This window comes from Enterobacter sp. C6, assembly GCF_008122455.1.
Classification (GTDB): domain Bacteria; phylum Pseudomonadota; class Gammaproteobacteria; order Enterobacterales; family Enterobacteriaceae; genus Enterobacter; species Enterobacter pseudoroggenkampii.
In genome coordinates this window covers 1-24136 of record NZ_QPFW01000182.1, presented here as the reverse complement: position 1 = coordinate 24136, position 24136 = coordinate 1, and the positions used below count along the sequence as shown (strand labels likewise).

Below are 24136 nucleotides of genomic sequence, written 5' to 3'. Positions count from 1 at the left end.
GTGCTGGTGGGGGCGCAGATCTCGCTTGCCGCCGGGGTGTTCGCGGTGCTGATCGGCGCGGCCATCGGTACCGTGCTGGGTCTCGTTGCCGGGTATTACGAAGGCTGGTGGGATCGCATCATCATGCGCATCTGCGACGTGCTGTTTGCTTTTCCCGGTATTTTGCTGGCAATTGCCGTGGTGGCGATCATGGGCAGCGGCATGGCAAACGTCATCATTGCGGTCGCGGTGTTTTCGATTCCGGCGTTTGCTCGTCTTGTGCGCGGCAACACGCTGGTGCTGAAACAGCAGACCTTTATCGAGTCGGCCCGCAGTATGGGGGCCAGCGACGCCACTATCCTCTTCAGCCATATTCTGCCGGGTACGGTGTCGTCCATCGTGGTCTATTTCACCATGCGTATCGGCGTGTCGATTATCTCGGCCGCCAGCCTGTCGTTTCTGGGGTTAGGGGCGCAGCCACCGACACCGGAGTGGGGCGCGATGCTGAACGAGGCGAGGGCAGATATGGTGATTGCCCCGCACGTGGCGATCTTCCCAAGTCTGGCGATTTTCCTGACCGTGCTGGCGTTTAACCTGCTGGGTGACGGGTTGCGCGACGCGCTGGATCCGAGGATAAAGGGGTAGTGCTGTGAAATGTGCCGGGTGGCGGCTACGCCTTACCCGGCCTACTACAGAGGGGGAGATTAAACCCGGCTACCCCACAGGTCATACTCATCCGCGTTTTCAACCTTCACGCGAATAATATCACCCGGCTTAACGCTGGTTTCGCCGTTCAGGTACACCGCACCGTCGATTTCAGGGGCGTCCGCCATGCTGCGGCCAATCGCGCCTTCTTCATCCACTTCGTCGATGATAACCATGATCTCGCGGCCCACTTTTTCCTGCAGACGCTCAGCAGAGATCTGCTGCTGCAGCTGCATGAAGCGGTTCCAGCGCTCTTCTTTCACCTCTTCCGGCACCTGATCCGCCAGCTCGTTGGCGGTTGCGCCTTCTACCGGGCTGTACTTGAAGCAGCCGACGCGGTCCAGACGCGCTTCTTTCAGGAAGTCGAGCAGCATCTGGAAGTCTTCTTCGGTTTCACCCGGGAAGCCGACGATAAAGGTGGAGCGCAGGGTCAGATCCGGGCAGATCTCGCGCCACTGCTTGATGCGCGCCAGCTGGCGGTCAACGGAGCCAGGACGCTTCATCAGCTTCAGAATGCGCGGGCTGGCGTGCTGCAGCGGGATATCCAGGTACGGCAGAATTTTGCCTTCCGCCATCAGCGGGATGACGTCGTCAACGTGCGGGTACGGGTAGACGTAGTGCAGACGCGTCCAGATACCGAGTTTGGACAGCTGCTCACACAGGCCCACCATGCTGGTTTTCACCGGCTCGCCGTTGTGGAAACCGGAGCGGTGTTTAACGTCTACACCGTAGGCCGAGGTGTCCTGGGAGATGACCAGCAGCTCCTTCACGCCCGCGTCGGCCAGACGTTTAGCTTCCGCCAGGACTTCACCAATGGGACGGCTCACCAGATCGCCACGCATGGACGGGATGATGCAGAAGGTGCAGCGATGGTTGCAGCCTTCGGAAATTTTCAGGTACGCGTAGTGACGCGGCGTCAGCTTCACGCCCTGTTCCGGCACGAGGCTGAGGAACGGGTTGTGCTTGGGTTTTGGCACGTAGTGATGAACATGTTGCAGCACCTGCTCGTAGCTGTGCGGGCCGGTGATCTCCAGCACCTTCGGGTGCACTTCGCGGATCTGGTCTTCTTTCGCGCCCAGACAGCCGGTCACGATCACTTTGCCGTTTTCCGTCAGGGCTTCACCGATGGCTTCCAGTGACTCCTGAACCGCGCTGTCGATAAACCCGCAGGTGTTAACGATCACCATATCGGCGTTGTCGTAGCTTGGCACCACGTCATAGCCCTCGGTGCGCAGTTCGGTCAGGATGCGTTCTGAATCCACCAGGTTTTTCGGGCACCCTAATGATATAAATCCAATCTTAGACATTTTTTTTGTACAATCAGTTGCTCACTTTGCCGGGGATTATATAGATGCCGCAACTTTATAGCTACATCAGGTGGTCAACAGATCGCCAGGACAAAGGGACAACCAGAAACAGGCAGCTTGCAGCCGCGAAAGCATATGCGGCTGATGCTGGGCTGGAAATGGATGAGATCGAAGACCCAGGCGTCAGTGCCTTTCGTGGCAAGAATACCAACTCAGGAAAATTAGGGGTTTTATAGATGCTGTTAAACAAGGAGCTATTGCCTCTGATTCCTGGCTATATGTGGAAAATCTGGACCACATTACAAGACAGAATGTTACAACTGCACAGAAACTTTTTATTGAATTGTTAGAGTTAGGTTTGACACTCGTCACAGGCATGGATAAGCGGGTATATACACTTGATTCTGTGAACAAAAAACCAACAGAATTAATGATTTCACTATTGCTGTTCAGTCGTGCCAATGAAGAATCAGAAACTAAGTCTCAACGTACTTTAGGTAATGTTGAAACGTTAGTAGAACGCCATAAAAATGGATTGCCAGTTAACATAAAATCCGTAGGTCGCCACCCATTCTGGATTGATGATTCAGGATCGCAATACGAAGCGGTGAAAAACATCCTACTTATTGGAATATTGCACGTGAAGCGATTGATATGTTCTTGTCCGGCAGTGGTGTATACAGTGTAAAAAAATATCTTGATCAGAAGTATTCAAATGGTCTGAAAGGTAAAGAGTGGGACTATCAGGTACTAAAAAAATGCGTGATAACCGTGCTTTAATTGGTGAACGTATTGTAACTATAAAGGGCATTCCTTATAAATTAGAAAATTACTATCCTTGGTTATGTAAAGATGAAGCAGAGTTTTTGTTACTGGAAGAAAGAAAAAAACAAAGCAACTATAAATCGGAAAAAATTCTGTAGATAATAGAAAATTACTTTCTGGTCTATCGATACTCAAATGTAATAAGTGTGGCGGTACTATGCATTCATTTATGAATCATGGCAAAGCACGATACATCTGTACAAACGGAGTACATCTACAAAAGGGGTGTTCAGGTTGGTCAATCACAGCACAATTAGTTGAACACTGTACTATGATTGCACTATTAATTGGCTACATGGATAAAAGTAGGAGAAGTGGTACTGATACAACCGTATTAGAAGAAGAACTCAATAAAAAAGAAACCTTGATCAAAGATTTAGATACTCAAATTTCTAATATTGTTACTGCAATAGCTATTGCACCTGATGTAAGTTCTTTGGGTCATTCTTTGAACGAAATTAATAGCAAGAGAAAGGAACTTGTTTTATCCGTAGAGAAACTGAAAGAAAGATTAGTTTCATTGCAAGGAAAAGGTTCTTTTGAAGTAGATATCATGGAGTTTCTCATCCTTATTCAATGGGCTGTTTTTATAAATATGGAAGATAATGATAGGGATAAGATCAGAAAAGTTATTGATGCAATTATAGAATATATCGTGGTAGATAAAACAGAGGAATGTATAACTATAAGAATTAAATATTATGGTAATGATGAAGTTTTGAAGTTTTGAAGTTTTGAAGTTTTGAAGTTTTGAAGTTTTGAAGTTTTGGTGTTTGGTGGCGTTGATAGAAAACCACATTGGCGGTTTGATATCGATTTTGATACAGGGAAAGAGGGGACACTAACAGTACTTGAAAATGATCATAATGAAGATGCCTGAAATCCAAAAGGCAGTAGGTTACTTGCGAAAATTAAAAGAAAGCTATGTAGCAATGTATGATACTCCTGTAACTTTGCTTTTCGAAGTTGGTTATCCAGAAATTAAAGGTACACAATTTTGGCCTAATACTGGAAAGCACGAGAAAGTAACGATTGCTTTTGAAGGTGTGGTATACACTATTTCATTTAATGGTAGATTGCCTAAAGCGATTACAAGTGCACTCGAAACGACAGGGTTAACCCGTCAACAATTTATTGAAAAATTCAAAATACATTAAACATTATAGCTCCAACTATTTTTATTAAGCCCCTCTAGGGGCTTTTTGTACTTATTTTCACTCTCATAAATAAAATATACTCATGGTTACTAATGAACAGATAATTCGTGAGTAACAGTACTAAGCCCGTAAGTATCGGGGTTTATTGTTTATGTACTTTGGCAATACTTTTGAGGAATATACTTATCAATACCATTCTGTTCAAATACTATTGAAATTTATAGTTCTTAGAAATTTTCAATTAAAAAAATTAAGTGTTTGAAAGTCGCATGGATAAAGGCCTGGAGGGGGATCGGCCTATTCCAACCCAAAAATAATGCTTGCCGAAATAAAAATGTTTGGGATAATAAATTTCATCAAGCGGTGGTTTGATGATTTCTCTGTCGTAATCGGGTCGCCTCTTACCTTCATAGGCTAGGCCTGCCACATGAAAATGAATAAAACAATAGAAGTACCTCAAACTGTTTTTATTACTATCCAGCTGTAAAATAGTTGGGGTGAATGATATGGTAGTTTAGGGTAATCTCCAATATATATTTTAATTCAATCAATAGAAAAGGTAATAACTATGTTAGAAATGAAATGTCCAAAATGTAATGGTGATACTGAATGTGGTGAAGTAATGACAGTGAATGATAACTTTGGTATTCAATGTACTAATGATAAATGTGGTTATTACTTTGGTATTCATATAAGTAATGGTGAATTAGGTGGTAAAGTTAATGATGGTAATCGTACTGGTACTATCATTGGTTACCATCCAAGTGGATTACCATTAGTTGAATGGTGTGATGGTACTATTACACAGTTTGAACCATTAAAGTAGTTATTCAAAATGGAAAAATAATGCCGTACACCGTTACGGCTTTTTTACGTCTAAAGGAAATACAGTGGCAAAAGAATCAATAGATAGCAGGTAAAATATTAGAATTAATTACTGGTTATAACTACATAACAGACCATTTGTGAAGTAAATTCAATAAACACTCCTATAATAATCATCACGGGAGTATTCAAATGGTAGATTGGTTAATCACTTCTTTAGTACTGATCATTGGCGTTATCATCATGGGTACAGGATTCATCCAGTACTTATTACTTGGTTGGATGCTGTACCTACTAATTATAGTGGTTTTATGGATTATCGCCCGTATCTGGCAGTTTCCCCAAAAATTAAAAGATAAATAAAAAGTAGAAAGAACACAATTCGGTACTAGTTATTAGCAGTTTTTGGGATGTTCAAAAATCATGAGATACTATATAGTATATAGAACATTCGTTCTACCATGATAAAAATCCTCCAAATGCTTAAAGTAAACCCCATCGCAATGGCGGTTTTTTTGGGTTCATTTTATTCTGAAAAATGTATAGCAATATTCAAGGTACACTCGATGAAAGATAAAAAAGAGAAACAAATAAATGTACGTTTATCTGAGTCACATCTATTAGCACTACAAAAATTTGTCGATGAAGGAAAAGCAAAGTCACAAAGTGGTGCTTTAGTTTACTTAGTTAATCAGTACATGATTATGGGTAAGTAACGTTTGATACTATCGTAAAAAATATTTTGCAGTACTAACAAGGATTAGTTAGCATATTTGTAAATGGATTTATAAAATGGAATATTTCAAACAAACTCAATATGAAAATTATGAAGTAAGTAACTACGGTACTGTACGTAATACTAAAAATGGTAAAGTACTAGAAGGTGGTATCAGTAAAAGCAGTGGTTATCGTAAGGTATCACTATCAGTTGGTAATAAGGGTAGTAAGAAAACAGTAACGCATGAGGTACATCGCTTAGTAGCTGAAACATTCTTAGGGCAACACAAGGGATTAGTTGTAGATCATATTGACGATAACCCACTAAACAATGAAGTAAGTAACTTACGATGGATAACACAATCAGAGAATATTCTTAAAGCCAAACGTAAGTAAATCGAACGCCAAAAATTATTGGAAGAACAGAAGCAAGATATCCGAAATTCTGCATTTGTTGGTGAGAAACTATGTCAGTACTTCAATACTAAGTTTAATCGTAACATTTCCCGTGCTGGTTATCGTAGTATTGTTAGAAATAATTAAGAAAAAAGCCTGAATGCTAGGAACACATCAGGCCAGTATTAATTAACCTTTTACAATGTGTTTATTATGACAAAACATATTCAAGTTTTGATAACAGAAGTATAAAGGCACTAATTAGTCAGTGCAAGCTATATAAAGATATCCCATGTGAAAATATCAAGAACATTATGAAGGATTCAATAGCTAAACTTAATGTGAGAGATAAAATTAGTGTATATGATTTGTTTACAGTATTGAGTAATGAGGATGAAATTCGAAATGATTTACTATTCAGTACTGTCAATGCTATTAAAGTACAACAGAATAAGAAACAAGTAAAAGAACGTATGATAAGCTACTACGGGGCAGCGATCATGGATGCAGCAAAACGAATAGAGCAGTATATGATGGAGCACCCAGACGCACTACCAGCACCAGCACATAGACAAAGAACGCTAACGTATAAAGAGGTAGATAAACTATTAGAGCTACGAAAACAAGGTAACTATATTGATGACATGATTGAGTACTTAAAGAGTTTGCGTTAATTGTGCCTTAATACGCATAGTTCCATGCCGTAATACGGCAAAAAAAAGCTCCTGAAACCCGCGTCTTATCGTCAATACGGCAACTAAGTATAGAGATACGAAATCCATTCCATTTCATTCCATGTATTTCTTTCTCTATCAGTATTCAATGAAACTGTGACTTGCGTCACGAATACTACTCGTCGAGAACTCCTCGTAGTATTGGTTAGTAACTTTGCGTTTTTCTCTGCTATCGCATCAAAAACCCGCAAGCGTTTTTTCTCGCTTTCGCTCAGACAAGTAACAGTACTGTCAAAGTAACAAAACCCCAAGAGCTACTATCAAAGTAATTATTCAAAGTATTTGTGAGTCGCCACGGAGTCACACCTGAACGAGTCACCCGCACACGCAGCCGCCCACAGAGGGCATTACTAACAAAAAGGAATATCTAATGAAACCTAACTGGAAACGCGGCCAGTATTGACTTTATTAAATATTTCTCTAAGGGGGTTCACTTTTTTATTTAGTCTGGAATAATAAACTTATCAAACACACACGAGGATGATAGAAATGACTACATACACAAAGATTTATGGGCGATATGCCGTTAACGATGATTATAAAGATACGGTTATATTATATGATGGAATTACTAACCAGCAATTACCATCAGATGCACAAATCAATTTACCAGTTAGTGATATCCAGAAAATGTTTGAACAGGCATATAATAGGAAAGGTGATTCAGATATTTTCGATAACTAATTCACTACTAGATATGAATTAGAAGATAAAGCCGCAATTTATATGCGGCTTTTTTACTGGACATAACCTGTATGCTAATAATCCCAATTATATGTACTTACCAAACAGTGTAATACCTACTGGACGGTACTGAGTAGTAGAGAGGCCAGCCAGTTGGCAGGGATGCTTAAAGATTCATTGTATTAATTTAATTGCTTACAGCCTCATCTAAGCATTATCAGTAAATACATTGAAGGGGTAGCGGTACTAATCTAATAACAAGATTTACATATGCTTAGAACAGAATTTCAGACTTACGAAGATGATTCATTTTACTTTCTATATGTTACAGACAAAATCAGAGTAGAAACTGATGGCGATAGTGGTTTGGTACTAGAACTACATGGTACATATAAAAAAGAAACTATTGATATGTACTGCTACTTAGAACTACAAAATGATGAGGCTGCTTACTTCCAGCAGCTAACCGTCAACCCTGAACTAGAAACAACCATAAGGGCAGTGAAGACATTATACAGCCATTTAAAGAGGCAATATTCCGATGATTACCCAAGTGATAAATGGCTATACAAATAAACCATGCTATTAGTATAAATTAACCTTTTGAACAGTTAATTTTATCAATCGTAACTTTTAATTGATCTTTGGAAATAATTCTACTCCTCGGTCTAAATTTATCCGATTTACGAAAAATAGCTAAGCCAACAAATTCAATTAACAAGTAAATTAAAAGTAGAGGCGAACCTACAAGATAAATAGTCGCTTTTGATATTGGAAATTCTTTATTAAAAGGGAAAAGTTCATTTATGATCAATGCGAAAACGAAAAAAACGATCATGTATAATATAATATTAATGCGGTTGCATATTGACAATACAACTTCATTAATTGAGAATCTATTATATTGTTTGTCTGTCTTATAGAAGTGAATTTTATGAAGATTACCAGATACAAAGGGTTCAAGCATATCAATATTATATTCCCAGTTTTCTTGCCAGTACTTGCTAGCCTTGATTATACGTCGCCAAAAGTTACATAATGATACTCCGATAACCGCTAAACAAGTCATTGTTAATATCATGATAAACTTAGTGCTTTCAGTTGTTGTTTCTTTGAAATACACAGAAAAGCAATAAGCAATCGCAGCAGCAAGCACTGATAAAAAACCTAATATGTATCCAGAACGCTGCCAATAAAGACCAATCTCAAATTTACGTATGTCATGTGATCTCTCAAAGGCATTTTTAATTTTTTCTATATCCAGATTATCCGCATTAATAACACCATTATGATTGCGGGTCTTATCTAGGAGTAGCTCAAAGTAATCAACATTACGTGAAATGATCATATATACTCGTTTATCTTCATAAAAGAACTTGATATTAACCATTTAAAGTGGAGGCCACTCTAAACGAGGTCATGGTTCCAAACTATTCCGGGGAACCAGAAAACAGAACCTTGATTAGTACTAAAATTGCAACGATAAACAGCACTATATTGATTCCCAATAATACTAAGTTTGTTTTTTTAATTCCATTGTTGATAAAACCCACAACTAAATCATTTGAACGATTATTGTACTTTACCACTGTAAACGCAATCAAGTACACTCACAACCTCACAACCTCACAACCTCACAACCTCACAACCTCACAACCTCACAACCTCACAACCTCACAACCTCACAACCTCCACGATGGGTAGGTTTGTTTAAGGTGTGGGTGTGGCGTGAAGCTATCACATGATAATCCTCAGTACTGATTTTCTACTATTCATTTCGCATGCAAGTAAAGAAATTCCACTTAAGGCCGATACTATCCATGATGGGAAATCTGTTGTTCATTTCCTAACTATCATTTCTTGTAGCTTATAAGGAAGAAAATGAAAAAATTATTATTGGCAGTACTATTCATGGCCGGTTCATCACAGGCCGCTACTATCTCTGAGGGTTTTTACTGTGACAGCTACGGAAATCTGATGAAGATGATTAGTGCTATCTCGACTAAAGATCAGGGTGTGATGTTGAAGATGGTCAAAGCTGGTAGTTGCGTTACGGTTGAAGAACCTATGACGATACGTAACGTACAGGTTATGGATCATGGGTTCATGTCGTTCGGTCATTCGGGCGAGGTAGGGTATTCAGTACAACAATTCATTAAGGACTGATGAAAATAGTTACGGTATAAACTACAGATAATCTATAAGGTTTAACAATGGGAAGGATTATAGCTGTTGTATTGGTGTTGATAGCATTATTCATCAAACTCGCGGGTGGTGATGACAAGCATGAAACACAAGCCGAAGAACCATCTAACAAGCTTACAGAGCAAGAGTTACAGGATGCTAAGGATTTCGCTCAGGCTCTTATCCAGCGTGATTACACATGCGATAAAGTCACAACGTTTAGCAATGCGAACTTCTCAGGCCGCATAGACGTATGGTGTGATGATCAGTACCAGTATGAGATAACAAAGCCTGGTGGACGCTGGAAGGTTGTAGCGAAATAACTTAAAAAACCACTACAATGATGTGGTTTTTCATTGTCATCCCTAAACCACCTCTTGGGAGGTGGTGATTGATCCTGTAAGGCTATAGCCTGAAGAATGCCCATGTCGGAATATCTCTTCTTACTCACCACAAGTAAAAGGAGACAGACTGACATGGGGCTTTACAGGAGTTCATCACATGTATATTGGCGTTGCAAATACCACATAGTCTGGACGCCAAAATATCGATTCAGGATCCTCCAAGATAAGCTGGGTAAGGAGCTTTACAGGACAATCTACATTCTCTGCGGAATAAAAGATTGTGAGGTTCTGGAGTTAAATGTTCAACCAGATCATGTACATCTTGTTGTAAGCGTCCCACCTAAAATCTCAATATCAACCCTGATGGGGCATCTGAAAGGCCGCAGTGCCATCAGACTCTACAATCGTTTTCCACATATCAGGAAGAAGTTATGGGGAAACCATTTTTGGTCACGCGGCTACTTTGTCGATACGGTAGAGGTAAACGAAGAGATCATCAGACGATATGTGCGGCATCAGGAGAAAACGGAACAAACGCACGAACAGCAGATGGAATTGCTAGAGTAGAAACAGGAAGGAAACAATAGCTTCCCTTACAGGGGGCATTCTAGAAAGCCACCTTCTAAGAAGGTGGTCTTTTACTTCTTACCAAATGGTACAAAGATTTCATCGAAAGATGAACCATTAATTGTATCCATGTAATCGCTAACTCTTCGTAATGCCTCTTTATATTGTTCCCTATCTTTACCTACTTCTTTATATTCCCCAATTAGCAACAGTTGTTTCGAGTTTTTAATTGTTTTATTAATTGATGAAATATATTTTATTAAGATGTCATTGAACTCTTTTAATGAGTAATTTGTTGAAATTTCAAATCCCCAAATCTGTAAATGCAATTCATGAGCATGCATTTCTAACATTACTTCTCTGAGTTTTTCCTTTTCAATATTTAACTTTTCAATAGTTTTATTATAAATGCTTTCATTAATAATGACTTTTTTTGTTATAAACAACTCCTCAATAATGATATTGATTTTCACAGCTTCTACAGCTATTTCTTGGATTTTATCAATGATAGCTTCACACTTTTTAAACCCTTTATCATTTACTTTGCTTTTTATCCATTTTGTCAATTGATACGCTGAATACACAGCCAAAGATAAAGCACAGGCAGCTACAATCGCTGAAAAGCCTGGAGCTGTAATTTTTTTTGGGGTCTTATATAAAACCCAAGTGATAAATTCTGTAAGAAACACCCCAACAATCATCCAGCTTATATGGGACAGTTTAAAGTTTTTAAAAAGTCCTTTAGCCCACTGTTTCATTCTTCCTAAATACCTTTACATTAAATGGTAAATGGTATTTTATGGCAAGAATTACAAAAAAGGAATCAGCATTACACATTCAAGTAATGGATCTCATCCACTCAGATAAGCAACTAACCCAAGACGATAAAGAGTTTATCTTCAACAACTACAAAGGCGATGGTATAGGGGCTACTGGTGCTTTCTTCATACCTGAAATGCTCGCATGGGATTTCATACTTGATGCTGGTTGTACTGGTCAATGTAATGTATTGAACTTTGTGCGGGTATAGGTCGCCTCAGCTACTACCAGTACTTGAGAAACAAGCCAACACACATTACCTGTGCTGAGCTGAATCCAGAGTACGTAATGATCGGAAAGAGGGTACTACCAGAGGCAGAATGGATCATTGGTGACGCTCTCCAGTACTCACCAGACCGTTTCTATGATGTTGCCTATGACAATCCACCTTTCAGCAAGATCAACACATCAGAAGCGTATACAGGCCGTTACACAGGCTCAGAATTCGAATACAAGGTGATTGAACATGCGAGTACTTTCTCATCCAATGGGGCATGGATTGTACCGCAAGGTTCAGCAGGGTTTAAGTACACTGGACATAAGTACTATGACGCTTCAGTACAGACAGCCACAGCCAAGTACCAGAAGTTTGTTAATGATACAGGGTATACGTTTCAACTCGGGGTGGGTATTGATACCAGTATCTACAAGGATGAATGGAACGGTACTAAGGTAATCTGTGGGGTTGTGACGGTTGAGTACTGAAAATGTGATTTTAAGCAAGCGTAACGCTACATGTTGTGTCTATACTTACTTATTGCACCACATGGTGTATTTCACACAGCAGGTAATTTGTATGGGTAAGAACCAACATGTAGTAACGCATCCTGATGGATGGGCTGTAAAAGGTGAAGGTAATGAACGAGCAACTTCTGTACATTCAACGCAAGCTGAAGCTATAGAAGCTGCTCGTGAGATAGCTCGACATCAACAAAGTGAATTGTTAATTCATGGACGTGATGGGCAGATTCGTTCTCGTGACTCATATGGCAACGATCCATATCCGCCTAAGGGATAAATTTCAGTAAAGCAAAAGAGGCCGATGGCCTCTTTTTTTTGTCTTTTCAATAGATAACGGTGAATGAAGATTAATCAGGCGGATTTTATTTCTTGATTCTTAGGGCAGCCCAGGGAGACGAAGCCGATTTTCGGCTGGTGCGTAACATTGCTCATAGGTTAAAAATTCATCAATTATGGAGTTATCAGGGCGGGATTTTACAGCGTATCGCGGGGGATTTATACACTCTTTGCAAGGCGGATGCGTCGGGCCGAGGTTGTAACATTGTAAATTATGTTAATCAGTTAATAAAAATTGATCCCAGGCATTAAACTGTACAAAAAATGAACTTATCCTGACAATGCACCATGGCTGACAGAGGAGGAAAGAGCATGACCGTTGACAGACTTAAACGCGATCTGCTGAACAAGCTGATCAACGCCCGAATCGACCTGGCCGCGTACCTGCAGTTGAGGAAGGCAAAAGGGTATATGTCAGTCAGCGAAAGCGAACATCTGCGTGATAACCTGTTTGAACTGTGTAATTTCATGCGTGAAAAAGCACCGACCCTGAAGGCGAACGGCGGCGAAAGTGAAGAAATAGCGCTGCGCCGCGCCGCCGAGGTGCTCTCCATTGCAGGGGTGTGTCTGATGAACGGACGCCACGACTGCCCGAACTTTATCGCCGTAAACGCGGAGAAGCTTGAAAACTGCCTGACAACGCTCTCTCTATGCATCATGTGTCTGAACGAGCACAAACAGCTTGAACAGCACTGATCCCGGGGGAGGCAACTCCCCCTTCTGATTAAGCTTTTGTAAAAGTGGTAACGCGCCCGGATGCAGTGGCTAACCTTTATGCCATATGCCGATAAAGGAGCGCGTTATGCCTCGATCCTCGCTGATTTTCCTGCCTGCGTTATTCATTCCATTTTCGCTTCTTGCTGCGCCAGAGGCGGTCAAGGTCGAGGTGCTGCAAAATAAACTCGATCACCCCTGGTCTCTGGCGTTTCTGCCGGACAATCAAGGCCTGCTGGTGACCCTGAAGGACGGTCAGCTCAAACGCTGGCAGGACGGAAAAGGGTTGTCCGATCCGATTATCGGCGTGCCGAAGGTCTGGGCAAACGGTCAGGGAGGGCTGCTGGACGTGGTCCTCGCCCCGGATTTTGAAAAATCACGCCGCGTCTGGCTGAGCTTCGCCGAAGCAGGGAGTGACGGCAAAGCCGGGACGGCGGTGGGCTATGGCCGGCTAAGCGACGATTTTACGCGTATTGAAGCCTTCCAGGTGGTGTTCCGCCAGATGCCGAAACTCTCCACCGGGAACCATTTTGGTGGACGACTGGTGTTTGACGGCAAAGGTTCTCTCTTTATCGGACTCGGCGAGAACAATCAGCGTCCGACGGCGCAGGATCTGGATAAATTGCAGGGTAAAGTGGTGCGCCTCACCGAAGACGGGAAAGTCCCGTCGGATAACCCCTTTGTGAATACCCCCGGCGCGCGGCCCGAAATCTGGTCTTACGGCATTCGCAACCCGCAGGGGATGGCGATGAACCCCTGGAGCGACACGCTTTGGCTGAACGAGCATGGCCCGCGCGGCGGGGATGAGATCAACATTCCGGAGAAAGGTAAGAACTACGGCTGGCCGCTGGCCACGCACGGCATTAACTACAGCGGCCTGAAAATCCCGGAAGCCAAAGGCGAGCACGTTGAGGGCACCGAGAAGCCGCTGTTCGTCTGGAAAGTCTCACCCGCGGTGAGCGGCATGGCGTTCTACAACAGCGACGTTTTCCCGCAGTGGAAAAACAAGCTGTTTATTGGGGCGCTGAAGGAGAAGGACGTGATCGTGCTGAGCGTGGAGGGAAACAAGGTGACGGAGGACGGGCGCATTCTGGGCGACCGGGACCAGCGTATTCGCGATGTGCGGGTCGGGCCGGATGGGTATCTGTATGTCCTGACCGACGAGACGGACGGGCAGCTGTTGAAAGTCAGCCCGTCCGGAGCGTAATCAGGTGACCGGGATCATCACCACGTTGCGGTACGCCGGGCGATCGCTCAGCTGTTTAAGCCAGCGCTCAAGGTGAGGGCGCGGCGTCCACTTCAGACCCATGTTGGTCAGGTTCCAGACGAACGGCGCCACGGCGATATCGCCTGTGCCGAACGCCTCGCCGGAGAACCATGCGTGCTTCGCCAGCTCGTCATCCATCATCGCAAACAGATTTTCGCAGGCATCCTGCGCGGCGTGAATTGCGGGATAGTCGCGTTCAGCTTCCGGCGTGCGGATAAGCCCCATCAGGATCACGCGGTGGGTCGGGGATAACGTCTGGTTTGCCCAGTCCATCCACTTTTCGCCCTGAGCGCGCCGGGCGGGGTTTTCAACCCACAGACGGCCCTGACCGTACTGCGCGGCGAGGTAACGCACAATGGTGTTGGACTCCCAAAGCGTCGCGTCTGTTTCATCATCGCGCAGCAGCGGCACCAGACCGTTCGGGTTCATGGCCAGATAGTCTGCCTCTTTGTTCACGCCGAACGACATGCCAGCCATGATTTGATTGAACGGTAAATCCAGCTCTTCCAGCGTCCAGAGCACTTTCTTAACGTTGGTCGAATTATTTCTGCCCCACAGCGTAATCATATTTACTCCCGATGAGATGTGAATCCGAGTCAGCCTTTCGCCATGGTGAGATAAACCTAACAATTACGCAACAGAAGACAAAAAAATCGTCTTAATCAAAGCGTATCTGAATGTTATTGCATAAACTTTAATAACTTTACCCTCGTTGGGTTTCTTTAACGGTTTTAGTGCGCTATTACTCATCGCTTCTTGCGACACGGTGATGTGACGTAATTTTTGAATGGACACTCGGGTGGCATTTATGACGCGTAAAATGACTTCTCTGCGCAGCCTGGCGACCGGCTCTGCGCTTATTTTCCTGTTTGCACCAACGCTCTACGCAGCTGAACAGGCTGCGCCCGAAGCGCCGCCTGTGGATGCGCGCGCCTGGATCCTGATGGATTATTCCAGCGGTAAAGTGCTGGCGGAAGGGAATGCGGATGAGAAACTCGATCCGGCAAGCCTGACCAAAATCATGACCAGCTATGTGGTGGGCCAGGCGTTAAAAGCGGGCAAGATTAAGCTGAACGATATGGTGACCATCGGTAAGGACGCGTGGGCGACCGGCAACCCGGCGCTGCGCGGGTCATCGGTGATGTTCCTGAAGCCGGGCGATCAGGTTTCCGTTTCCGATCTGAACAAAGGGGTAATTATTCAGTCGGGAAATGATGCGTGCATCGCGCTGGCCGATTATGTTGCCGGCAGCCAGGATTCTTTCATTGGTTTGATGAATGGCTACGCGCAAAAGCTGGGCCTGACCAATACGACCTTTAAAACGGTTCACGGTCTGGATTCGCCGGGACAGTTCAGTACCGCGCGCGACATGGCGCTGCTGGGGAAAGCGCTGATCCACGACGTGCCAGATGAATACGCGATCCACAAAGAGAAAGAGTTTACGTTCAACAAAATCCGCCAGCCGAACCGCAACCGCCTGCTGTGGAGCAGCAACGTCAATGTGGACGGGATGAAAACCGGCACCACGGCGGGTGCTGGTTATAACCTGGTGGCCTCCGCGACCCAGGGCGATATGCGCCTGATTTCGGTGGTGCTGGGCACCAAAACCGACCGTATTCGCTTTAATGAATCAGAAAAACTGCTGACCTGGGGCTTCCGCTTCTATGAAACCGTGACGCCGATTAAACCGGATGCCACGTTCGTCAGCCAACGCGTCTGGTTTGGCGACAAGAGCGAAGTGAACCTGGGCGCGGGTGAGGCGGGCTCGGTGACCATTCCGCGCGGTCAGCTGAAAAACCTGAAAGCCAGCTACACCCTGACCGACCCGCAGCTCACCGCGCCGCTGAAAAAAGGCCAGGTGGTCGGAACCATTGATTTCCAGCTCAACGGTAAGTCGATTGAACAGCGTCCGCTGATTGTGATGGAAGCGGTGGAAGAGGGTGGCTTCTTCAGCCGGATGTGGGATTTCGTGATGATGAAATTCCACGGGTGGTTTGGCAGCTGGTTTAGCTAAACTCGATGGGTTTTCTCCCTCTCCCTGTGGGAGAGGGCCGGGGTGAGAGCACCAGACCGCACCCCGTTTAATACATCAACTTCACCTGCTGCGCCTTCGCGTGGGCCACGATCTCGTCGTCCGGGCGGCAATCGCTGACGATGGCATCGAACTGCGCAAGCTCGCCCATTCTTGCCGAACGTACCTTACCAAACTTGCTGTGATCGACTACCAGCACATGGTACTGCGCGGCGCTCAACGCCCAGTGCTTCACCGGCAGCTCTTCCAGATTAAAGCAGGTCGCGCCCTGACGCACGTTGACGCCGGCGGCGGAATAAAACGCGATATCCGGACAGAGATTGCTGAGCGTGTCCTGCAGGTTAAGCGGCTTAAAGATGGCGTTGCTGGCGTGAAACTCGCCGCCGCATAGGATCACCCGGCACTCGGGTTTCTCCTGAAGCGCCAGAAAGGTGTTCAGGGAGTAGCAGACGGCGGTGAACGGAATGCTGCTGTCGATGGCCTCGATAATCCACGGCGTAGTGGTACCGCAGTCAAAAAACAGCGTCTGGTGCGGCTGTACCAGTGAGGCCGCAAGCCGCGCGGCTTTGCGTTTCTCTTCCACCAGGCGCGTCTTCTGGTCGCTGATCAGATAATGGCTGGCGCTGCGCGGCTCAAGCACAATATACCCGCCCAGCAGCACGACGGGCGCGCTCTCGCTATTCAGATCCCGACGAATGGTCATCTCTGAGACGCCGAGGAGGTTGGCGGCTTCCTTAAGATGCAGCTTATCGCTGCGCTTCAGCGCCTGTAGCAGCTGAGCAATGCGGTCATCGCGACGTGTTTCCATAGTTCCTCGGGATAAAAAAGTGAACCCCCGCAGGGCGGGGGTTCAAGTGTAACCTGTCAGGTTGGGGTTAGTCACGTATCCAGCCTTTGCGGATCGGGATAGCGAAAATGGCACGATAGAGTGAAGACAGCGTGCGGTAGAGCGCTTCACCGAAGAGACTCCACAGGATAGCCGCGCTCACGCAGCCAATCAGCCCGACCAGGAAACCGCCCACCATATCCAGCGGCCAGTGAACACCCAGGTAAATGCGAGACCAGGCGATTGCCAGGGCTGCCACCATCAGGACCGCACCAGACCACAGGCGATGCCAGAACAGGAAAGCCAGTGCGAAGGTGAAGATCACCGTACCGTGATCGCTCGGGAACGAGTCATCCGGCGCGTGGTGCAGGAAGGTATAGCCTACGTGAGCCACAAAAGGACGGGGGTGCGGGAACACATGACCCAGTGCGAAGCTCACCAGAACGCTCACGCCCAGCGCCATCGCCACTTTGATCACCAGCTGGCGGTGCGCTTTCACCTGGCTACGAGGTCCCCACAGCCAGAGGATGGCTGCCAGCGCTGGCACGATACTGATCAGATCTTTTGCCAGGAAGGTGGCAAAGTCGATCGTCCACTCAGGCGAGGCCGGCGTGGCGTTGATCAGATAAAACAGCTGATAATTCAGATTCTCTAACATAGCGTTATCACTCTTTAGCAAACCGGGTGGAAACAAGGCCGTAGACCACCACCTGAGAAAACCAGACCCACCACCCAGCCCACAGGTTGTGAGAGAAAAAATGTGCCCCGCGCATGATCTGGCCGTAGCCCATCACCAGACCTAACACCACGCCCAGCGCGACGAAGCACCAGGCGAGACGCGGACGCTCGCGCCAGAAGGCAAAAAACAGCCCCATCACCATAAAGCCGCTGGAGGCGTGACCGCCGGGGAAGCAGCGCCCCGGACCGCTGTCAGCAGGGACGGCGCTGAACAGGGGATAAGAGACAGCCTTACCGCCATATTCCACCAGATCCCACGGGCAGCTGTGATGGCTCACGCTTTTCAGCACGCCTACCACCAGCGCACCAACGCCCATCAGCAGCGCCGCCGTGACCAGCCTTGCGTTACGCTTGTAAGCGCCGTAAAACAGCACCACGGCACCTAAGGCGATGGCAATGTACTTCGCCAGACGGTGGTTCAGCAGATCCAGCAGATGATCTTTCTGCAGTGGAAAGCTCTGCGTTGCCGCGTCATACCAAAAACCAGTGATCCATCTGTCGAGCGCTTCATTGCGTGATAACCACGTGAAAAGCACGGCAAGGACGACCAGTACGAAAAGCTGATAACCATAAAAGCGGCCCGGCAAGCGGTAAAGTCGTTTTGTCTTATTTGTCTGTAAGTTAGACAATTCTGAACGGCTGGAAGTGAGTGCCATAATTTGGGGTCGTTGACGAGTAATGGGGCTATCATAAATCTGTCAACTTAAGGAAACCTTAAACGAAGACGATATGTGCTTTATTTCTGTTTATCCTCGATAAATCACTATCTCGGGCTGCGGCATTTCATTACACTCGTCGCGATTTTGTCATTATAAAGAGATTGCATGTTAAACCGTTCTTCTTCTGGTTCACGTCTGGGTCGTCAGGCGTTGCTTTTCCCTCTGTGTCTGGTGCTCTACGAATTTTCTACCTATATCGGCAACGATATGATCCAGCCCGGTATGCTGGCCGTAGTGGCGCAGTACAACGCGGGAATCGAGTGGGTACCGACCTCCATGACCGCCTATCTGGCCGGCGGCATGTTTTTGCAGTGGCTGTTAGGTCCGCTGTCGGATCGTATTGGCCGTCGTCCTGTGATGCTGACGGGCGTGGTGTGGTTTATCGTCACCTGCCTTGCCACGCTGCTGGCGCAAAACATTGAACAATTTACCCTGCTGCGCTTCCTGCAGGGGGTGAGCCTGTGCTTTATCGGCGCCGTGGGGTATGCCGCCATTCAGGAGTCGTTTGAAGAGGCGGTGTGCATCAAAATTACCGCGCTGATGGCGAACGTGGCGCTGATCGCCCCCTTACTCGGGCCGCTGGTGGGGGCCGCGTGGGTGCACGTTGCGCCGTGGGAAGGGATGTTTGTGCTCTTTGCGCTTCTCGCCGCCTTCGCGTTCTTTGGCCTGCACCGTGCGATGCCGGAAACGGCCACCCGCATCGGCGAGAAACTCTCGCTGAAAGAGCTGGGTCGGGATTACAAAGAAGTGCTGAAGAATGGCCGCTTTGTGGCGGGCGCGCTGGCGACCGGGTTCGTTAGCCTGCCGCTGCTGGCGTGGATTGCCCAGTCGCCGGTCATTATCATCAGCGGTGAAAAGCTCAGCAGCTATGAGTATGGTCTGCTGCAGGTGCCGATCTTTGGCGCGCTGATTATCGGCAACCTGGTGCTGGCACGTCTGACGTCACGACGCACCGTGCGTTCACTGATTATCATGGGCGGCTGGCCGATTGCCGCAGGGCTGATTCTGGCAGCGGTGGCGACCGTCGCGTCATCCCACGCTTACCTATGGATGACTGCAGGGCTGAGCATTTACGCCTTCGGAATTGGCGTGGCGAACGCCGGGCTGGTGCGCCTGACGCTGTTTGCCAGCGAGATGAGTAAAGGCACGGTGTCAGCGGCGATGGGGATGCTGCAGATGCTGATTTTTACCGTCGGTATCGAGGTGAGCAAGCATGCCTACGCGATGGGCGGCAACGGGCTGTTCAGCCTGTTTAACCTCGCCAACGGCGTGCTGTGGGTTGGCCTGATGATGGTGTTCCTGAAGGACAAACGCGTCGGGAACGCCCTGCAACCTTAACCTGTTTATTCCCTCTCCCAGTGGGAGAGGGTCAGGGTGAGGGCACCAGACCGCACGCGGTCAATTAAACGGCGCCTCCCCGTTCAGCACCTTATCAATCACATCCAGCACGCCTTCATCGTTATTGTGCGGCGCTTCAAAACGCGCCACCGCTTTAATATGCGGTCTGGCATTCGCCATCGCAAAGCTGAACCCGGACTGACGCAGCATCTCCACGTCGTTGCCGCTGTCGCCGAAGGCCACCACGTCGCTGTCGTCAATGCCCCAGCGCTTTTGCAGGATCCGCAGACCGTTGGCTTTATGCACGCCGGGGATGATCAGGTCGATACTGCCGTGACCGGTGGTGACGGGCACCATGATGTCGCTCAGCTTTTCATGCAGCAGCGCCTGAATCCGCGGAATTTCATCGTCAGACACGTTAAGTCCGAACTTGAAGAAAATATCGTTCAGGTTGTTGAAATCGCTGACCATTTCGAGGCGGTGGTAGTACTTCGCCGCGATATCCTTAAAGCCCTCGTCATAGCATTTCAGCGTGTACGCGCTGCTCTTCCCGCAGGCGATGATCTCAATACCCGGCACGTCGCTTAACACGTTCGCGACCGTGTCGAAATGGGCTCTCGACAGTTCACCGTTAAAGACGTCTTCTCCTTCGCTCACGACCCAGCCGCCGTTCTCGGCGACGAACGCAATTTCATGCGCAATCTCCGGGAAAAAGGAGATTAACTGGTAGTACTGGTTGCCGCTGGCGACCACAAAGCGAATGCCTTGCGCCTTCATGCGGGCGTACTGCGCCAGAAAGCGCGGGCGATTATAGGTCTTGGCATCGCTCAGAAAAGTACCATCCATGTCGACGGCGATCAGTTTAACGCTCATATCCCTTCTCCAGTGTCGTTTGTTTCGTTTCCGGCTTTGCCACCGCGCGCGCCACCAGCGCCGCGATGATGACCAACCCTAACACCACCAGCATGGCGCTGCGCAGTCCGTAGTGCTCACCGAGGAAGCCGAGCAGCGGCGGCCCGACCAGGAAGGCAAGGTAGCCCGTGGTTGCCACTACGCTGACGCGCGTCGGGGCATCCGGGCCGGTGTCGCTGGCGGCTGAAATGGTCAGCGGGAAGCCGAGGGACGCGCCCAGCCCCCAGAGGATCACCGAGACCCCGGCAATCCAGTCCACATCGACAAAGATGATCATCGCGATGCCCAGACCGCCCAGCAGGGCGCTGGCGCGCACTACCGCCACGCGGCTGTAGCGGTCGATAAACCAGCCGCCGGTGAAGCGTCCGACGGTCATCCCCAGCGTAAACCCGGCGTAAATCAGCGAGCCGGAGGTCGGGCTAAAGCCGTGGCCGTCCACCATCAGCAGCGGCAGCCAGTCGTTGGCGGACCCTTCCGCGAACGCCATCGCCAGCACCACCACGCCGATCAGCATCAGCTGGAAGTCGCGGTAGAAGGGCAGCCCTTTTTCGGCCGAGTGCTGTTCGTCAGCGGAGTTTTTGCCGGTACCGTCCGGGATCGCCCGGATGCCGGTAAGAATCGGAATGATGCACACCAGCGCCGCCAGCAGAATATGCAGATTGGCGCTCACGCCGGTGGCCGTCAGCGCCATCCCCACGCCGGCACCGGCCAGCGTGCCGAGGCTGTAAAAGCCGTGCATCATCGGCAGCACGGTTTTGTTCATCTCACGTTCGACCGCCGCCCCTTCAACGTTGATGGCAACTTCTGCAGAACCGAAGCTACCGCCAAATACCGTCAGGCCCAGGGCGAAGAGCACCGGTGAGGCAAACCACAGCGCGACGCTCAGCACGATCATCCCGAACACCGCGAAGCACATGGTGGTGCGGATCACCGCCCGCGTACCGAAGCGCTTAACCAGCCAGGCAGAGCAGAGAATGCCGCTCATGGAGCCTATCGACAGGCCAAACAGCACGATGCCCATCTCAGCGGTAGAAACGGACAAAATATCGCGAATGGCGGGGGTGCGCGTGGCCCAGGAGGCCATCAGCAGGCCGGGAATGAAGAAGAACATAAACAGCGCCCACAGGCGTAGCTGCAGGGCTTTACGGGGAGAGGTCAGCGTCATTGGGGTAGCACCAGAAGTACAACAATAGCGACAACACTAGCAAGTTTGTGTACATTTGTACACAAACCACGTGAGGAATTTATGAGCAGACCACCAAACGATCCGCATCGCCGGGAGAAGATCCTGCAGGCAACGCTCGATACCATTGCCGAGCACGGGATCCACGCCGTCACGCACCGTAAAATCGCCACCTGTGCGGGCGTGCCGCTGGGGTCGATGACCTACTATTTCGACGGCATGGAGCCGCTGCTGGAGGAGGCCTTCACGTGGTTTACCCGCCAGATGTCGCAGCAGTACCGGGATTTCTTTGCCGGCGTCACCGGGCCGGAGATGGCGTGCGAATCCATCACTACCCTGATCCACAGCTCGCAGGTGACCACGCCGCACAACATGGCGCTGATGTACCAGCTCTACGCCTTTATGCACCGCAGCGCGGCGCTCAAAACAGTGATGCAGGACTGGATGAAGATGAGCCAGACCACGCTGGAGCAGTGGTTCGACCCGGTCACCACCCGCGCGCTGGATGCGTTTATCGAAGGGATGACGCTGCACTACGTGACCGACCGGACGCCGCTATCCCGCGAAGAGATCCGGGCGATGGTGGGGAGGATTGCGGGCGAGGGCGGCCGCTAGGTTGCGCCCGCGGTCATATTGACGGTGGTTCCCGTGATAGCGCCTGCCGCATCTGATGCCAGAAACGTAATTGTATCTGCCACCTGTGCCAGCGTCGGCAGGCGATGCGTCAGGGTACTTTGCGCGGCACCGCCGAGAAATTGCTCAACCGTTATCCCCATCGCCTGCGCCTTGGCGGCGAAAATGGCACCCACATACGAACCCGCCTGCACCGCATCGGCTATCGCGTGCGAACGCACGCACAGCACGCGAATATTGTGTGTCCCCAGCTCAGCAGCCAGAGCCCGGGTCAAGGCTTCCGTACCCGCGCAGCCGACGATATGCCCGAGGTGGCCCGCCATCGCCATGTTTGCGGCGGGAGCGACGACGGTAATTATGGTCCCGCCATGCTCGCCGCCCATGCGGGATGACACGGCTTTCGCAATGTTAAAGTACGCGGCCAGGAAGGGATCAAAACCCTGCCTGAACTCGCCGAGCGTTAACGCCTCAAGGCGTTTACCCTGATCGTGCATAAAGCCCGTGGCGTTGACGACAATATCTATACGGGCAAGGTCGGGGAGCTGCGAGGACTCCTCGAGCGCATCGTAAATAAACGTGCTGGCAGAACCGCCCGCTGCGCGAATACGGCTGGCGATCTGCTCCAGCCTGGTGTGGCCACGTGCGGCGAGGTATACATCCGCTCCTTCACGCGCCAGAGCGTGTGCCACTGAACTGCCGATGGCGCCGCTGCCGCCGAAGATGACGGCGGTTTTGTTTTTAAAGCCCATACCGCATACCCTCAACAGACTTAACCCTCAAAAGTATGTGCCGGGTTTCGGCTGATGCAACCTGGCCGTTGGGTGGGGCATGCGGTTGGCAGATCTTACCGTGCCATTATCAATGGGTTACTTTGGCAAGATTTTTTTCCCGCTGGCGTCTACGACGGCTTCGCCATCCTCTTTTGTAAATGCCCCTCTCTGCGCATCAGGCAGGATGTCGAGGACGACTTCAGACGGACGGCACAGGCGGGTGCCCAGCGGCGTGACCACGATCGGACGGTTAATCAGAATCGGGTATTGCAGCATAAACTCGATTAGCTGGTCGTCGGTGAAGTTATCGTCGGCAAGTCCGAGCTGTTCATAGGGCTCCACGTTTTTACGCAGCAGGTCCCGTACCGAAATGCCCATCTCGGCAATCAGGGCGGTCAGCTTATCGCGCGATGGCGGGGTTTCCAGATAGAGGATAATCTCTGGCTCCGTGCCGCTGTTGCGGATCATCTCCAGCGTGTTGCGCGAGGTGCCGCAGGCGGGGTTGTGGTAAATGGTGATGTGGCTCATATCAGTGGCTCATTACAGTGTGAAGGAGAGACGTAGCGCCAGCGCGGCGAGCGTCACAAACAGGACCGGCAGCGTCATGATGATGCCCGTCCGGAAATAGTAACCCCAGGTGATCGTCATGTTTTTCTGCGCCAGTACGTGGAGCCAGAGCAGGGT

The 24136-nt window shown here is 48.6% G+C and carries 36 protein-coding genes; 24 read left to right on the top strand and 12 right to left on the bottom strand.

Annotated elements, in window-relative coordinates; all coding sequences use genetic code 11:
* Positions 1 to 624 (top strand): ABC transporter permease subunit (locus tag DOU50_RS06370; protein WP_148769054.1); only part of this gene is annotated, 624 nt, incomplete at its 5' end.
* 59 nt (positions 625 to 683) lie between these two features.
* Here the strand turns inward: DOU50_RS06370 and rimO are convergent.
* A complete protein-coding gene (gene rimO, locus DOU50_RS06365) occupies positions 684 to 1991 on the bottom strand; it encodes a 30S ribosomal protein S12 methylthiotransferase RimO (protein ID WP_090417628.1) in 1308 nt (435 codons plus the stop codon).
* A 44-nt stretch (positions 1992 to 2035) separates the two neighbouring features.
* On the opposite strand from rimO, the gene DOU50_RS23795 reads away from it, so the two are divergent.
* From DOU50_RS23795 to DOU50_RS06335, 12 genes are all read left to right on the top strand, one after another.
* Positions 2036 to 2227, top strand: a complete 192-nt coding sequence (locus tag DOU50_RS23795) for a recombinase family protein (protein ID WP_228117515.1) — start codon at positions 2036 to 2038, stop codon at positions 2225 to 2227.
* Between the two features lie 44 nt (positions 2228 to 2271).
* A complete protein-coding gene (locus tag DOU50_RS23790) occupies positions 2272 to 2679 on the top strand; it encodes a hypothetical protein (protein ID WP_228117514.1) in 408 nt (135 codons plus the stop codon).
* Between the two features lie 70 nt (positions 2680 to 2749).
* Positions 2750 to 2914, top strand: a complete 165-nt coding sequence (locus DOU50_RS23785; protein WP_228117513.1) for a hypothetical protein — start codon at positions 2750 to 2752, stop codon at positions 2912 to 2914.
* A 59-nt stretch (positions 2915 to 2973) separates the two neighbouring features.
* Positions 2974 to 3546, top strand: coding sequence for a hypothetical protein (locus DOU50_RS23780; RefSeq protein WP_228117512.1), 573 nt, complete (start codon positions 2974 to 2976; stop codon positions 3544 to 3546).
* A gap of 136 nt (positions 3547 to 3682) precedes the next feature.
* A complete protein-coding gene (locus DOU50_RS23775; RefSeq protein ID WP_228117511.1) occupies positions 3683 to 3973 on the top strand; it encodes a hypothetical protein in 291 nt (96 codons plus the stop codon).
* A gap of 568 nt (positions 3974 to 4541) precedes the next feature.
* A complete protein-coding gene (locus tag DOU50_RS06355; protein WP_139210883.1) occupies positions 4542 to 4799 on the top strand; it encodes a hypothetical protein in 258 nt (85 codons plus the stop codon).
* A gap of 191 nt (positions 4800 to 4990) precedes the next feature.
* Complete coding sequence (locus tag DOU50_RS23605; protein WP_153257551.1) at positions 4991 to 5161, top strand: hypothetical protein; 171 nt, start codon at positions 4991 to 4993, stop codon at positions 5159 to 5161.
* Positions 5162 to 5364: 203 nt separating this feature from the next.
* Positions 5365 to 5514, top strand: coding sequence for a hypothetical protein (locus DOU50_RS23665; protein ID WP_175557786.1), 150 nt, complete (start codon positions 5365 to 5367; stop codon positions 5512 to 5514).
* Between the two features lie 76 nt (positions 5515 to 5590).
* On the top strand, positions 5591 to 5911 hold the full coding sequence (locus DOU50_RS06350; RefSeq protein ID WP_148769053.1) for an HNH endonuclease signature motif containing protein: 321 nt from the start codon (positions 5591 to 5593) through the stop codon (positions 5909 to 5911).
* 314 nt (positions 5912 to 6225) lie between these two features.
* The gene (locus DOU50_RS06345; RefSeq protein WP_090417622.1) at positions 6226 to 6585 is read left to right on the top strand and encodes a hypothetical protein; all 360 of its coding nucleotides are present in this window, start codon (positions 6226 to 6228) and stop codon (positions 6583 to 6585) included.
* 549 nt (positions 6586 to 7134) lie between these two features.
* On the top strand, positions 7135 to 7329 hold the full coding sequence (locus tag DOU50_RS06340) for a hypothetical protein (protein WP_090417620.1): 195 nt from the start codon (positions 7135 to 7137) through the stop codon (positions 7327 to 7329).
* A gap of 270 nt (positions 7330 to 7599) precedes the next feature.
* Positions 7600 to 7905 (top strand): hypothetical protein, encoded by a 306-nt coding sequence (locus DOU50_RS06335; RefSeq protein WP_090417618.1) that lies wholly within the window; start codon positions 7600 to 7602, stop codon positions 7903 to 7905.
* Between the two features lie 19 nt (positions 7906 to 7924).
* Here DOU50_RS06335 and DOU50_RS06330 read toward each other — a convergent pair whose 3' ends face one another.
* Complete coding sequence (locus tag DOU50_RS06330; RefSeq protein ID WP_090417616.1) at positions 7925 to 8677, bottom strand: hypothetical protein; 753 nt, start codon at positions 8675 to 8677, stop codon at positions 7925 to 7927.
* 533 nt (positions 8678 to 9210) lie between these two features.
* Here DOU50_RS06330 and DOU50_RS06320 point away from each other — a divergent pair.
* The 3 genes from DOU50_RS06320 (at position 9211) to tnpA (ending at position 10424) form a co-directional block, all read left to right on the top strand.
* Entirely contained in the window at positions 9211 to 9495 is a 285-nt protein-coding gene (locus DOU50_RS06320; protein ID WP_090417614.1) for a hypothetical protein, read from the top strand.
* 47 nt (positions 9496 to 9542) lie between these two features.
* Positions 9543 to 9836 carry a hypothetical protein gene (locus tag DOU50_RS06315; RefSeq protein WP_090417612.1) on the top strand — a complete coding sequence of 98 codons (294 nt, stop codon included), beginning with the start codon at positions 9543 to 9545 and terminating at the stop codon, positions 9834 to 9836.
* 153 nt (positions 9837 to 9989) lie between these two features.
* Positions 9990 to 10424, top strand: coding sequence for an IS200/IS605 family transposase (gene tnpA / locus DOU50_RS06310; protein ID WP_090417610.1), 435 nt, complete (start codon positions 9990 to 9992; stop codon positions 10422 to 10424).
* Positions 10425 to 10495: 71 nt separating this feature from the next.
* On the opposite strand, the gene DOU50_RS06305 is transcribed toward tnpA, so the two are convergent.
* Positions 10496 to 11182, bottom strand: coding sequence for a hypothetical protein (locus tag DOU50_RS06305; RefSeq protein WP_090417608.1), 687 nt, complete (start codon positions 11180 to 11182; stop codon positions 10496 to 10498).
* A 41-nt stretch (positions 11183 to 11223) separates the two neighbouring features.
* Here DOU50_RS06305 and DOU50_RS23770 point away from each other — a divergent pair, with 41 nt between their 5' ends.
* The 5 genes from DOU50_RS23770 (at position 11224) to DOU50_RS06285 (ending at position 14241) form a co-directional block, all read left to right on the top strand.
* The gene (locus DOU50_RS23770) at positions 11224 to 11454 is read left to right on the top strand and encodes a hypothetical protein (RefSeq protein WP_228117510.1); all 231 of its coding nucleotides are present in this window, start codon (positions 11224 to 11226) and stop codon (positions 11452 to 11454) included.
* Between the two features lie 77 nt (positions 11455 to 11531).
* Positions 11532 to 11948, top strand: a complete 417-nt coding sequence (locus tag DOU50_RS23765) for a hypothetical protein (protein ID WP_228117509.1) — start codon at positions 11532 to 11534, stop codon at positions 11946 to 11948.
* 91 nt (positions 11949 to 12039) lie between these two features.
* Complete coding sequence (locus DOU50_RS06295) at positions 12040 to 12261, top strand: DUF2188 domain-containing protein (RefSeq protein WP_072051591.1); 222 nt, start codon at positions 12040 to 12042, stop codon at positions 12259 to 12261.
* Positions 12262 to 12632: 371 nt separating this feature from the next.
* On the top strand, positions 12633 to 13016 hold the full coding sequence (gene bssR, locus DOU50_RS06290) for a biofilm formation regulator BssR (RefSeq protein WP_024908680.1): 384 nt from the start codon (positions 12633 to 12635) through the stop codon (positions 13014 to 13016).
* A 106-nt stretch (positions 13017 to 13122) separates the two neighbouring features.
* Positions 13123 to 14241 carry a PQQ-dependent sugar dehydrogenase gene (locus DOU50_RS06285; RefSeq protein ID WP_090417606.1) on the top strand — a complete coding sequence of 373 codons (1119 nt, stop codon included), beginning with the start codon at positions 13123 to 13125 and terminating at the stop codon, positions 14239 to 14241.
* Here the strand turns inward: DOU50_RS06285 and DOU50_RS06280 are convergent, their stop codons facing one another.
* Positions 14242 to 14868, bottom strand: a complete 627-nt coding sequence (locus tag DOU50_RS06280; RefSeq protein ID WP_024908678.1) for a glutathione S-transferase family protein — start codon at positions 14866 to 14868, stop codon at positions 14242 to 14244. It lies immediately after the preceding gene.
* Between the two features lie 241 nt (positions 14869 to 15109).
* On the opposite strand from DOU50_RS06280, the gene dacC reads away from it, so the two are divergent.
* The gene (gene dacC / locus DOU50_RS06275; protein ID WP_048990359.1) at positions 15110 to 16315 is read left to right on the top strand and encodes a serine-type D-Ala-D-Ala carboxypeptidase; all 1206 of its coding nucleotides are present in this window, start codon (positions 15110 to 15112) and stop codon (positions 16313 to 16315) included.
* Between the two features lie 67 nt (positions 16316 to 16382).
* Here dacC and deoR read toward each other — a convergent pair whose 3' ends face one another.
* From deoR to DOU50_RS06260, 3 genes are all read right to left on the bottom strand, one after another.
* Positions 16383 to 17141, bottom strand: a complete 759-nt coding sequence (deoR, locus tag DOU50_RS06270; RefSeq protein ID WP_008503427.1) for a DNA-binding transcriptional repressor DeoR — start codon at positions 17139 to 17141, stop codon at positions 16383 to 16385.
* Between the two features lie 67 nt (positions 17142 to 17208).
* The gene (gene ybjG, locus DOU50_RS06265; protein WP_024908675.1) at positions 17209 to 17817 is read right to left on the bottom strand and encodes an undecaprenyl-diphosphate phosphatase; all 609 of its coding nucleotides are present in this window, start codon (positions 17815 to 17817) and stop codon (positions 17209 to 17211) included.
* A gap of 7 nt (positions 17818 to 17824) precedes the next feature.
* Positions 17825 to 18553 (bottom strand): phosphatase PAP2 family protein, encoded by a 729-nt coding sequence (locus tag DOU50_RS06260; RefSeq protein WP_148769051.1) that lies wholly within the window; start codon positions 18551 to 18553, stop codon positions 17825 to 17827.
* Between the two features lie 168 nt (positions 18554 to 18721).
* Between DOU50_RS06260 and DOU50_RS06255 the strand changes: the two genes are divergently transcribed.
* Positions 18722 to 19954, top strand: a complete 1233-nt coding sequence (locus tag DOU50_RS06255; protein ID WP_148769050.1) for an MFS transporter — start codon at positions 18722 to 18724, stop codon at positions 19952 to 19954.
* 60 nt (positions 19955 to 20014) lie between these two features.
* Here DOU50_RS06255 and DOU50_RS06250 read toward each other — a convergent pair whose 3' ends face one another.
* A complete protein-coding gene (locus tag DOU50_RS06250) occupies positions 20015 to 20827 on the bottom strand; it encodes a Cof-type HAD-IIB family hydrolase (protein WP_148769049.1) in 813 nt (270 codons plus the stop codon).
* A complete protein-coding gene (locus DOU50_RS06245) occupies positions 20817 to 22031 on the bottom strand; it encodes an MFS transporter (RefSeq protein WP_148769048.1) in 1215 nt (404 codons plus the stop codon). The genes DOU50_RS06250 and DOU50_RS06245 overlap by 11 nt, the downstream gene beginning before the upstream one ends.
* Before the next feature lie 81 nt (positions 22032 to 22112).
* Here DOU50_RS06245 and DOU50_RS06240 point away from each other — a divergent pair, with 81 nt between their 5' ends.
* Positions 22113 to 22664 carry a TetR/AcrR family transcriptional regulator gene (locus tag DOU50_RS06240; protein ID WP_148769047.1) on the top strand — a complete coding sequence of 184 codons (552 nt, stop codon included), beginning with the start codon at positions 22113 to 22115 and terminating at the stop codon, positions 22662 to 22664.
* Here DOU50_RS06240 and DOU50_RS06235 read toward each other — a convergent pair.
* From DOU50_RS06235 to DOU50_RS06225, 3 genes are all read right to left on the bottom strand, one after another.
* Positions 22661 to 23431, bottom strand: coding sequence for an SDR family NAD(P)-dependent oxidoreductase (locus DOU50_RS06235; RefSeq protein ID WP_148769046.1), 771 nt, complete (start codon positions 23429 to 23431; stop codon positions 22661 to 22663). The genes DOU50_RS06240 and DOU50_RS06235 overlap by 4 nt on opposite strands.
* A gap of 117 nt (positions 23432 to 23548) precedes the next feature.
* The gene (arsC, locus tag DOU50_RS06230) at positions 23549 to 23980 is read right to left on the bottom strand and encodes a glutaredoxin-dependent arsenate reductase (RefSeq protein ID WP_148769045.1); all 432 of its coding nucleotides are present in this window, start codon (positions 23978 to 23980) and stop codon (positions 23549 to 23551) included.
* A 12-nt stretch (positions 23981 to 23992) separates the two neighbouring features.
* On the bottom strand, positions 23993 to 24136 hold a 144-nt coding region (locus DOU50_RS06225; protein ID WP_322742058.1), incomplete at its 5' end, for an ArsB/NhaD family transporter.